Genomic DNA, 10,893 nt, shown 5'->3' on the forward strand with positions numbered 1-10,893 from the left:
TTTACTTAAGAAAGGCACTGTACGACTTGCACGTGGGTTAACTTCTAATATGCGCCGCGGTCGATCGCCTCGCGCAGTTCGACCGCCAATGGCAGCTGCCGCGACGACTCCAGCACCGTGCGGTTGCGCCCCGCCTGCTTGGCCCGATACAGACCGACATCCGCCCGGCTCACCAGCAGCGATCCCGACTCCCCCGACTGCCACGAGGTGACACCGGCGGAACATCCGGTGGTCACCGATGCACGCAACTGCTCGGTGAGCAGAATCGCCGCCTGCTCGGTGGTATTCGGCATCAACAGCGCGAAGGCGTCACCACCGTAGCGAGCCAGTCGCTGATCCGGCGCGAGCAACTTCGACCAGGTATCGGCGACCCGCTGCAGCACCGCATCGCCCGCGCGATGGCCGAGGTGATCGTTGATCTTCTGGAAGCGGTCGAGATCGACGAGTACCAGCGCCAGTCCCTGTCCGGTGCGGGTGGCCGTTTCGATCGCGCTGTTCAACGCCCGGTCGAAACCGCGCCGATTGAGCAATCCGGTGAGCACATCGATATCGGCCTCGGAGGCCATGCGGGTCAGAATGCCGACCACCACGCCCACTCCGAAGGTCACGCCCGCCGGAATCAACCCGGACCACCACGGCAATGCAGGATGGATCGGCCGCGACGGCATTACCCAGAGGCACATGGCCATTGCGAAGGCTATATGCGCGAACGCCTGCGGCCATGCGAAGAACAGCGCGGCATCACAGGCGACGAATACATAGAACGAGGCGAGACCGATCGCGCCGACGGTATTCGGGAAGGCGTAGATCGCGATCGTCACCAATACCGTCGCGATCGCGACATAGCCGTGGTGAATCCCATGCGGCAGCCGCGGACCCCAGCCGAGCAGGCTGAGTCCGAGCAGCAGCGCCACCGCAGCGGCGGTACCCACCAGCGCCCGATTGCCTTCGCTGCCCGGGGCAATTCCCGTGATCAGCAGGCCGAGCGCACCCCCCATTACATAGAAGGCCCCGGTGGTCCGGGACATGACCATAGCCGTCGCCAGCGCAGACGCGGCCCGCACCCGGGTTCGGGTATCGCCGCGAGACCCGATTCCTCGCACGGTGAATAGCCTAGACATAACAATTCCTGCCGGTTGCCACATCCCGCGAATCCGGCATGGCCAACCACCAGCTATTTACCTCTGGGCAATGTGGGACGGGCATTTTCGGCCCATCTACTTCGATGGTCTCAGCACCTCGGTGCCGACGAATGGCACCAGCGCGGCGGGCACCCGCACCGAACCGTCGGCCTGCTGATGGTTTTCCAGGATTGCCACGATCCAGCGCGTGGTCGCGAGCGTACCGTTCAAAGTGGCTGCGATCTGCGGTTTTCCGTTTTCGTCGCGATAGCGCACGGCCAAGCGGCGGGCCTGGAAGGTGGTGCAGTTCGAGGTCGAGGTGAGTTCGCGGTAGGTCTGCTGGGTGGGCACCCAGGCCTCGCAGTCGAATTTGCGGGCGGCCGAACTGCCGAGGTCACCGGCGGCGACATCGATGATCCGGTAAGGCACCTCGACGGCGGCGAGCATGTCCTGCTCCCAGGCGAGCAGGCGCTTGTGTTCGGCCGCGGCCTCATCCGGCGTGGTAAAGACGAACATCTCGACCTTGTCGAACTGGTGCACGCGAATGATGCCGCGGGTGTCCTTGCCGTAACTGCCCGCCTCGCGCCGGAAGCACGACGACCAACCTGCATAGCGCTTCGGGCCGTCGCTGAGGTCGAGGATCTCGTCCGAGTGGTAGCCCGCCAGCGGCACCTCCGAGGTGCCGACCAGGTACAGCTCGTCCTCCTCGAGGTGGTAGACCTCGGCCGAGTGCTGACCGAGGAAGCCGGTACCCGCCATGATCTCCGGGCGCACCAGCACCGGCGGAATCATCATGGTGAACCCGTTGGCCACCGCCTTCTGGGCGGCCAGCTGCAACAGACCGAGCTGTAGCAGCGCGCCGTAACCGGTCATGAAGTAGAAGCGCGCGCCCGACACCTTCGCGCCGCGTTCCATATCGAACAGACCGAGCGATTCGCCGAGCTCCACATGGTCCTTGGGCTCGAAATCGAATTCCCTCGGCGTGCCGATGGTCTCGAGCACGATGTAGTCGTCCTCGCCGCCCGCGGGCGCACCCTCCTGGACCACATTCGAAATGGCCCGGTGCGCGGCGTCCATATCGGCGTCAGCGGCATGCTGGGCGGCCTCGGCCTCCTTGACCTTCGCCGACATCTCCTGCGCCTGTTCGAGCAGGATGGACCGCTCCTCCGGCTTCGCCTTGCCGATCAACTTGCCCATCGCCTTGTGCTCGGCGCGCAGGTTATCGGCGGTGGCCACCGCCGCACGCCGCGCCGCGTCTGCCTCGAGCAGCGTGTCGACGAGGGCGGGGTCTTCGCCGCGGGCGCGCTGCGAGGCGCGGACCGCGTCGGGGTTGTCCCGCAGGAATCGGAGGTCGATCATGGGTGACCAGCCTAATGGTCGCGGTATTGCGGTTTCACGCCGATATCCCAGGATGCGGACCGTGCGGGGGTGTACGCGCGCATAGTTGGTTTGTGGGCACAACTTTCGACAAAACCGCGATTGATAACGCAGTGGCCGATCTGGTCGCGGGCGAGAAGACGTGGGCGCATACCTCGCTGCGTCGCCGCCGCGAACTTCTCGACGATATCCACACCCGCACCGGCCGCTTCTCGCACGAGTGGGTGCGGGCCGGGCGCACCATCAAGGGGCTGGATCCGGACTCTCCGCTGGTCGGTGAGGAATGGATGTCGGGGCCGATGACGCTGCTGCAGGCCACCGCCGCACTGTCGGCCACGCTATCGGCGCTGGAGCAGGGGCACAGTCCGCTGGACGGGGTCGCGCTGGCCGAGGCGCCCGGCGAGCGGGTCGCGGTGCCGATTCTGCCGCTCGATCTCTACGACCGGCTGCTGCTGAGCGGTTTTCACGGCGAAGTATGGCTGCGCCCCGGCGTCGATGCCGATACCGCGCGCAGCCGCGCCGGACTCGGCCAGCTCGATCCGACCGCGACCGGGGGCGTCGGCGCGGTGCTCGGCGCGGGCAATATCACCTCCATACCGCCCCTGGATGTGCTCTACGAGCTCTACGCCCACAACCGGGTGGTCGCGCTCAAGCTGAATCCGATCACCGACCCGCTGTTCACGGTGTACGAAATGGTCTTCGCGCCGCTGCTCGAGCTCGGTGTGCTGCGCATACTGACCGGTGGTGCCGAGGCGGGCGGGTATCTGGTGCATCACCCCGATATCACGCATGTCCATATGACCGGCAGCATGCGCACCCACGACGCGATCGTCTGGGGCCCGGACGGCAAGGCCGAGGGACGGCCGCTGCTGGACAAGCCGATCACCAGCGAACTCGGCGGAGTATCGCCGACGATCGTGGTGCCGGGCGAATGGGACGACGCCGACCTGCGCTTCCAAGCCGAACACGTCGCGACCCAGCGGCTGCACAATGGCGGCTACAACTGCGTCGCCACCCAGGCGGTGGTGGTCAGTTCGGATTGGCCGCAGAAGGACAGGTTCCTCGCGGAGTTGCGTACCGCGATCGAGCGGGCGCCGCAGCGCCGGGCCTACTACCCGGGCAGTGACGATCGGGTCGCCGGAGCGCTGGATTCGTATCCGGCGGCCGAGCGGCTCGGGCCGGATCACGGGCGCGTCCTCGTCGAGAATCTGCCGCGGACCGAAACGCCGCTGCTGCGCACCGAGTACTTCTCACCGGTCCTGGGTGTCGTCGAACTGCCGCATACCGGCAGCGAATTCCTCCAGCATGCGGTCGATTTCGCAAATGACGAGGTGATCGGCACACTCGGTGTCAACGTGATCGCACACCCGAGCACTATCAAACGGCTCGGCATCGCCTTCGACCGCGCCATCGAGCGGCTGCGCTACGGGGCCATCGCGGTCAATGCCTGGACCGCACTGGCCTTTTTGGCCCCGCGCGCATCCTGGGGTGCCTATCCCGGCCACACGCTCGATGATGTACAGAGCGGAATCGGCGTGGTACACAACGCTTTTCTGCTCGACGATGTGGAGCGCACGGTGGTGCGCGGACCGTTCCGGCCGTCGCCGCGGTCACTGCTGCGCGGGGAAATGGCGCTGTCGCCGAAGCCGCCGTGGTTCGTCACCAATGCCACCGCGGCCACAACGGGGCGCAAGCTGACGGAGTTCTACGCGACCGCAAATCCGGCGCGGCTGCCGGGTCTGTTCCTGTCCGCATTCCGCGGATGACGCACCTCGCATAGCCACTACCGGGGCGCTTCGAATCGATCCGACCAGGTCGTGGCACCCGAGATCAGACGCTGACATGATGGATCGCGATGTCTGCTGATGATCTGCCCCAGGACCCGCGTGAACTCGAGCCGCGCTCGGGCGAGTCGACGCGCGCGGAATCGTTCCCGCAGTCGGTGATCATCGACCGCGACGCGGTCGCCGACGGCAAACTGCATCTGTCCGCGCCGAAACTGCGCTGGGTGCTGCTCGCCGCGGCGGCGGGTGCCGTCCTCATCTCGCTGGTCGGCCTGTTCATCACCGGCTACGACAATGAAAAGGGGTTGGAGGCGCACACCCCCGGTTCACCCGGCGAGACGGCGCTGGACCGGGAGTTCGGTACCGCGGCGAAGGGCGATTGCCTCAGCTGGAGCAAGCAGGATCGCAGCGATCTGGTTAAGGTCGCCTGTTCGAACAAGCATCTGTTCGAGGTCGCCGCCGATGTCGATATGGCCAAATATCCCGGCGTGGAATTCGGTCCCGGCTCACGCTTCCCGGACTCGCTGCGGCTGACCGAACTCAAGGAAGAGCACTGCAACCCGGCGGTGACTCAATATCTGAGCGGCAGGTTCGATCCGCGCGGCCGCTATGTCGTCGGCCTGATGTACCCCAGCCCCGACGGTTGGAAGCACGGCGACCGGACACTGCGCTGCGGGCTCCAGTTCTCCGGCAGCACCGGCACTCCGCTGCCGACCACCGGCAGCGCCGCCGAACACGACCAGTCGAAGGTCTTCGAGCCGAGTACCTGCCTGGGCATCAGCCAGAATCTGCCCACCGATCCGGTGGAGTGCGCACAGGCGCACGCCGTCGAAATCGTCTCCACCGTCGACCTCGGCCAGCGCTTTCCCGGCGGCCCGCCCACCAAGGACGACCAGGACAAGTTCATGGAGGACGAATGCGGGCGCGCGGCAAACGACTACCTCGGCTCCCCCGACGCGGTGCGCAATAAAACGTTGACACTGTTCTTCGATTACCTCGACGCCCGCAGCTGGCTGTCGGGCAGCCACAAGCTGGACTGCATGATCGGCAAGGGCACCGACCGCGAGGGCTTCGCACCGATCACCGGCTCGGCGAAGGGCGAGATCTTGATCAATGGCCAGGCGCCGGTCCCGCCGCCGAACTCCGGGCGCTCGACCCCGGCACCGCTGCCCGGCGCTGCGCCGCTGCCGCCGCAGCCGCGCTGATGTCGGTCGCCATGTCCGCGGACCGGTTCGAGGAGCTGGTCGGCGATGCGCTCGATCTCATCCCGCCGGAGCTGACCCGTGCCATCGACAATGTGGTCGTGCTGATCGAACCGCGCAATCCGGAGGATCCACATCTGCTCGGCCTGTATCACGGAATCGCGCTGACCGAGCGGGACAGTCACTACGGCGGATCGCTGCCGGACACCGTAACCATCTATCGCGAAGCGATTTTGGACATCTGCGGCGATGAACGTGAGGTCGTCGAGGAGGTCGCGATCACCGTGATCCATGAGATTGCACACTATTTCGGCATTGACGAAGACCGGTTGCATGAGTTGGGATGGGGCTAGTCTTTACCCAGCTGTGTGGGACCGGAAACAGCTGAGACAGACCGGGATAGAAATTTGGGGATTCGATGGAACCGATCGCGTGGCTGTCGCGTCCTATCACTCGTAGGGGGAATTCTCGTGGTTCCGCCCAGTAGTTACCACTAGAAGGAGTCGAGCCATGGTTGGCCTTGTAAACATCTCACCCGAAGCCGTCCTCCTCGCAGCGGGAGAGCTGGATCTGCTCGCCGAAAGGCTCGCCGCCGCACAAGTTTTGAGCGCTCCGGCAACCCATGTCGTCCCCTCCGGAATCGACGAGGTGTCCCTGCTGGCCGCGCAGCATTTCAACAAGGCGGCGATCACACACGACCAGTCGGTGGGTCAGCTCGTACTCGAGCTGCATCACGCCGCCGCGACGCTGCGCAGTCAGCTCGCTACACACATCGGCGAAGACATCGTGAAGGCGGGCGTCATGAACGTCCAGGCCTCGACCATCATCTGAGCTGCGATCACGGATTAAGGGGAGTTACTGACATGACCGCAGGTGTTACCGGGGTGTTCTGGCTGCCCCGCCTGGCAGAAGCAAATTCCATCGCCCTCAACGCGGGTGCGCACGGCGTTCCGATCTCGGCCGCCGCCACCGCGTGGGGCGCGCTGACCGGTGCGTGGGTGGACGCCACCGCGACCGTCGCCCGGGTGATGGCCGAACTCGGCGTCGGCATGCAGGGTGTTACCGGTCTCGCTGTACTGAGCCGGCTCGGCGGCATCACCGCATGGGCCGAACAGCAGAGCGTCATGGCCGCCACGATGGGTGCCAAGGCGGCAGCGAACGCGACCGCGTACACCGTCGCCTCGATCGCCATGCCGAGCCTGCCGGAGATCACGGCCGTGGACGCCGCCCGGGTCGCCGCGCACTCCACCGGCGGCGTGCTCAACGGCTCCTCGGAAGCCGCCGAGGCCGCCAAGGCGGCGCTCGATCTGCGGGCCGCGCTGACCATGGAGACCTACGAGTCCGCGACCAGCGCAATGGTCGTGACGCCCGGCGAGTTCATCACCCCGCCGCCGATCGCCAACGGCGCCGGTACCGCGGACGCGAGTCAATCGTCGGACACGGCTTTCGGGGGCGACCCGGTGCAGGGTGCGCTCGCCGCCGCGTCCGCATTCGTGCAGAACCCGGCAGTGGTGAGCGCAGCGACCCAGGCGGCCAATGTCGCGGGCGGGGTACTCTCCGGCGGCGTCACCACGGCCGGAAATATCGGCGCGAGCGCGATCTCGGCCGTCACCAGTGCGGCGGCGCCGTCCGCGGCCACCACTGTCGCGCCGATGGCCGCCATGGGAATCGGCGGTGTGGCCAGCGCCGCCACCGCGACCCGTTCCGCATCGTCGGTGCCGGGTGCCACGCTCAACAACGGTTCGCTCAAGATCCCCGAGGGCTGGGGTGCAGGCGCGACCAGCGGTGGTACGCCCGCCGCGGCGGCGACCGAGAACGTCTCGGTTCGGCTCGATAGTGCGCCGGTGCGCAGCGCGTCGACATCCAGCAGCCCGCTGATGGGTCACGGCAATCACTCGGATGAGGACGATGAGTCCGAGCACAAGACCCCGGATTACCTGGTCGCCGATCACTTCGCCGACGGCCGGTATGCCGCCGACGGGGTTATCGGTGCCGACGCCTCCGGGACGGCTAAGTGACGGTGCTGGGTGCGGGCCACGGCCCGTCCACGCTCGCGTCGGTCGTGCTGTCACTCGACGAGATGCAGTATGTCCTGGAGACACTCGAGATCGACGAGCTCCCCATCGTGCTGCAAGCGATGGGGAGCTACGACAATGTGACCGATCACGATGCCGCGATGGCCGCGGCCGCCCAGTCGCTCACCGATCGGGAACTCCTGATCGATGGTGCCGTCCACCACGAACTCGAAGATCGGCTGCGCGCGCTGTACCGCCCGCACTGGGTGGTCGCGGTGCGGCTGATCGTCGAAGGTCAAGTGAGTCGCATGTGTCTGGCGAAGGGCGATGACCTCGTGGCCGTCGCCCTTCGCGGGCCGCACTCCTACGTGATCGACCAGGTCGAAGAGGATCTGCCCGCGCCGATCCTCGCGGCGCTCGGCCCCGCCGAAGCGCTCGAGCTGACTGGTATGAACGCTCCTACCGAACAGCTCGTCCCGATCTTCGACGATGCGGGCGATGCCGCGGCAACCGCGGCCCGCCTGACCAAGGTCGGCAACCCCCCAAGAGATGCGCAGGTCCTGGCCTCGGCCATGGTGCAGATCCACTCGCACACCGAAATCGTCGGCGTTATCTACGGCGACGGCACGAAGGACTACGCCGACAACCACATCGCCGTATTCAACACGCGCGGTGGACGATTCATCGCGACCGCGAGTGTGTCGGATGACGGGACGAAGTGGACGTCACTGAGCAGCGGAACGACCGCGAGGCTGCGGACGGCGCTGTTGGATTTGATCAATTCGCTTCCGGAGCGTGAGGAGTTTCCTAGGAATCCGAAGTTGGCCTAGGTGTATGAGGCCGTGACGTTGGTGATGCCGGTGTGGAGGCGGCTGGATGGGGGCCGGTTTCTGGCGGCCGAATGTGGCCGATGGCAGGTGTAGTGGGTGTTCCAGATCGCGAGTACACCGGTGCGTTGGGTTTCACTGGTCCCATTCGTGGGCGTAGCGGAATTCCTCGGCCAGGATCCGGTTGCAGCGTTCGACCTTGCCATTGTGGCGCGGCGTGTAGGGAGTGATCCACCGGTGCCGAGCTCCGAGTAGTACTTTCGCGAAATCCTTTGCTCGGTAACAAGACCCGTTGTCGGTGACGATCCGTTCGATCCGGTCGATGCCGTGTGCGGCGAAGAACGCCCGCGCCCGGAATACGAAACCGACAGCGGTGGTCGCTTTCTCATCGGGCAGCGCCTCGGTAAAGGCCAGCCGTGAGAACCCGTCGACCGCGGTGTGTAAGAACACGTAGCCGGTGCGGGTGCTGCGCGTCTTGGTGCCGGCAGCGGCTTTGGCGTGATCGGATCCTCTGCCGTGCGTGCGCCAGCCGCCGCCGGGGATGCGGCGTATTTTCTTGATTTCGACGTGGACCATGTGGCCCGGTCGGCGAGCGAGAATGCGGCGTGGCTGTCGGTTGGTGTCACCGCATGGGTCCAGGAACCGGCGCCGGTTCAGTCCGAGCCGGGCTAGGTGCCGGGTCACCGTGCGCGCCGACACTGTTAGACCTTCGACGGTCAGTTCGATGGCGATGCGTCGTGCCGACCATTTGCGTTCGCGCCGCAACTGCTCGATCCGCACGATGGTCTCGGCGGCGGTCGCGGTGGGTTGGCGTCGTGGCGCCGAGGATCGGTCGAGCAAGCCGAGTTCCCCGTATCGGCGAAAGCGGTTGACCCACTTGCTTGCGCACTGCCGCGAGATACCCATCTCGGCGGCGACGTGAGCGATCGGGCGAGTCCGACACCGCTGGATGAGTCGCCGCCGGCCTTCCACCGACAACGGTGCGTTAGCGTGCATTGGCGCGCACCTGCTCGACCGGGCCCGCGACGAGCCGACGGCGACCTGCCAGAACAACACTTACCGCAATGGTCGTGAAGACCGCGCTGCACCACAGCGCCGTGGTGGTGTGACCGGTGTAGTCGACGACGAGACCGGCGGTGGCGGGGCCGATAACGGCACCGGTGTTGAAAGCGGTGGTCGCCAAGGCACCTGCGATACGCGGCGCCGTCGGCGCGGCGTTCTGCACGATCGTCGCAATCAGCGCCGATCCGACACCGAACGCACCCGCACCTGTCACCGTCGACATGATCATTACCCCGGCCAAGGCGTGCGCGGTCACCGCAGTCAGCACCCAGAACCCAACGAGGACGACCGTTCCGGCAGTGATGATCCGTTCTCGGTAGCGGTCGCTGTAGCGGCCGGTCAGCGTCACACCGGCGAACGAGCCGACCCCGAACACGGCCAGCACGACCGGAACCCACCGACCGCCCCCAGGAATGCCCGCAGGGATCGTGCCGAGATAGGTGAACCCGGCGAACGTTGCCGCGTTGACCAAAACCCCGGCCATCACAGCAACCAGGACCGGCCCCCGGCCCGCCACCGCCCATTCCCGCCGCATCGGTCCTGAGGCGGCCGGCCGATCATCCTCATGCACGCCGCGACCGACCATCGCCCAGACCGGCACGAGCACTGCCGCACTGATGAGGGCAACAGCCCAGAACGCCGAACGCCATCCCCAGACCTGTCCCAGCAGTGTGCCCGCAGGGACCCCGGCGATGCAGGCCACCGTCACTCCGGACACCACCACCGAGGTCGCACGCCCAACCGCCGCCGGGCCGACCAACCGCGGCAGCGCAGCCAGCACGATCGCCAAGAACCCAGCGTTCGATACCGCCGCAACGATGCGTGTGATCAGCAGTACCGTGAACCCGGTCGCCACGGCACCGATCACATGAGCGGCACAGAAAAGCCCCAGAAACGCTGCCACTGAATATCTGATCGGCAACCGGCCCGCCATCAGCGCCATCACCGGCGCCCCTACCACCATGCCGGCGGCGAACAGCGAGGTCAGCAAACCAGCAGTACCGAACGAGACCCCGACATCGGCCGCGATCTGCTCCAGCAATCCCGACACCATGAACTCGGACGTGCCCTGCGCGAAGACAGCGACAGCCAGCACGAACACCACAATGGGCATGAACAGACAACTCCCCGGAGGCAGGGCGCCACAAATCCCAATGGCGGCACCCGAGATGGTTGCAGAATCGGGCGAACCGTCACCCGACAGCAAAACGACATCGTCCGGCGTTGCGAGATACCCGAACACCACTAGTCGCTCGGCGACCAGCGGGAACCACGCTCACAACGCCGCCCGGCACCACAGGCCGGGCGGCTACCGTCTGGACGCCTCCGGAGAACTCACCCCATCACGCTAACAACCGATCCGCGCCAAGCCAACGCAGTGACCACAACGTCATGACCCGCAACAACTAGGCCGATCCGGGCGCGGCGAGGGCCGGATTCTTCGGCTCCTACCGGGTGCTGTGGCGGGATCTGCGCGAACTCTGGGCCGTCGATCGGCGCACCGT

General features: G+C 66.2%; 9 protein-coding genes and 1 pseudogene. 6 read left to right on the forward strand and 4 right to left on the reverse strand.

Features of this window, described 5'->3' with window-relative positions:
- Positions 1-44: 44 nt before the first annotated feature.
- Together ABZW16_RS40690 and serS are read right to left on the reverse strand one after the other, a co-directional pair.
- On the reverse strand, positions 45-1,028 hold the full coding sequence (locus tag ABZW16_RS40690) for a GGDEF domain-containing protein (protein WP_354961492.1): 984 nt from the start codon (positions 1,026-1,028) through the stop codon (positions 45-47).
- A 189-nt stretch (positions 1,029-1,217) separates the two neighbouring features.
- Entirely contained in the window at positions 1,218-2,480 is a 1,263-nt protein-coding gene (gene serS / locus ABZW16_RS40695) for a serine--tRNA ligase (RefSeq protein WP_354961493.1), read from the reverse strand.
- A gap of 92 nt (positions 2,481-2,572) precedes the next feature.
- Here serS and ABZW16_RS40700 point away from each other — a divergent pair, with 92 nt between their 5' ends.
- From ABZW16_RS40700 to ABZW16_RS40725, 6 genes are all read left to right on the forward strand, one after another.
- A complete protein-coding gene (locus tag ABZW16_RS40700; protein ID WP_354961494.1) occupies positions 2,573-4,264 on the forward strand; it encodes an aldehyde dehydrogenase family protein in 1,692 nt (563 codons plus the stop codon).
- 89 nt (positions 4,265-4,353) lie between these two features.
- Positions 4,354-5,487, forward strand: a complete 1,134-nt coding sequence (locus ABZW16_RS40705) for a septum formation family protein (protein ID WP_354961495.1) — start codon at positions 4,354-4,356, stop codon at positions 5,485-5,487.
- Positions 5,487-5,837, forward strand: coding sequence for a metallopeptidase family protein (locus tag ABZW16_RS40710; protein WP_354961496.1), 351 nt, complete (start codon positions 5,487-5,489; stop codon positions 5,835-5,837). Before ABZW16_RS40705 ends, ABZW16_RS40710 begins: the two co-directional genes overlap by 1 nt.
- A gap of 157 nt (positions 5,838-5,994) precedes the next feature.
- Positions 5,995-6,315, forward strand: coding sequence for a PE family protein (locus ABZW16_RS40715; protein WP_354961497.1), 321 nt, complete (start codon positions 5,995-5,997; stop codon positions 6,313-6,315).
- Between the two features lie 32 nt (positions 6,316-6,347).
- A complete protein-coding gene (locus ABZW16_RS40720; RefSeq protein WP_354961498.1) occupies positions 6,348-7,502 on the forward strand; it encodes a PPE domain-containing protein in 1,155 nt (384 codons plus the stop codon).
- The gene (locus ABZW16_RS40725) at positions 7,499-8,329 is read left to right on the forward strand and encodes an ESX secretion-associated protein EspG (protein WP_354961499.1); all 831 of its coding nucleotides are present in this window, start codon (positions 7,499-7,501) and stop codon (positions 8,327-8,329) included. Before ABZW16_RS40720 ends, ABZW16_RS40725 begins: the two co-directional genes overlap by 4 nt.
- Here the strand turns inward: ABZW16_RS40725 and ABZW16_RS40730 are convergent.
- Positions 8,326-9,322, reverse strand: a pseudogene (locus ABZW16_RS40730) (IS481 family transposase). The gene ABZW16_RS40725 and the pseudogene ABZW16_RS40730 overlap by 4 nt on opposite strands.
- Positions 9,312-10,502, reverse strand: a complete 1,191-nt coding sequence (locus tag ABZW16_RS40735; RefSeq protein WP_354961500.1) for a Cmx/CmrA family chloramphenicol efflux MFS transporter — start codon at positions 10,500-10,502, stop codon at positions 9,312-9,314. Before ABZW16_RS40735 ends, ABZW16_RS40730 begins: the two are co-directional and overlap by 11 nt.
- Positions 10,503-10,893 lie beyond the last annotated feature (391 nt).

It is taken from the genome of Nocardia sp. NPDC004604 (assembly GCF_040609795.1).
Taxonomy (GTDB): Bacteria; Actinomycetota; Actinomycetes; order Mycobacteriales; family Mycobacteriaceae; genus Nocardia.

Coding starts and splice junctions, on each gene's coding strand:
- ABZW16_RS40715 (WP_354961497.1), top strand. CDS start 5,995: ATGGTTGGCCTTGTAAACATCTCACCCGAAGCCGTCCTCCTCGCAGCG.
- ABZW16_RS40710 (WP_354961496.1), top strand. CDS start 5,487: ATGTCGGTCGCCATGTCCGCGGACCGGTTCGAGGAGCTGGTCGGCGAT.
- ABZW16_RS40735 (WP_354961500.1), bottom strand. CDS start 10,502: ATGCCCATTGTGGTGTTCGTGCTGGCTGTCGCTGTCTTCGCGCAGGGC.
- ABZW16_RS40705 (WP_354961495.1), top strand. CDS start 4,354: ATGTCTGCTGATGATCTGCCCCAGGACCCGCGTGAACTCGAGCCGCGC.
- ABZW16_RS40690 (WP_354961492.1), bottom strand. CDS start 1,028: ATGTCCCGGACCACCGGGGCCTTCTATGTAATGGGGGGTGCGCTCGGC.
- ABZW16_RS40720 (WP_354961498.1), top strand. CDS start 6,348: ATGACCGCAGGTGTTACCGGGGTGTTCTGGCTGCCCCGCCTGGCAGAA.
- serS (WP_354961493.1), bottom strand. CDS start 2,480: ATGATCGACCTCCGATTCCTGCGGGACAACCCCGACGCGGTCCGCGCC.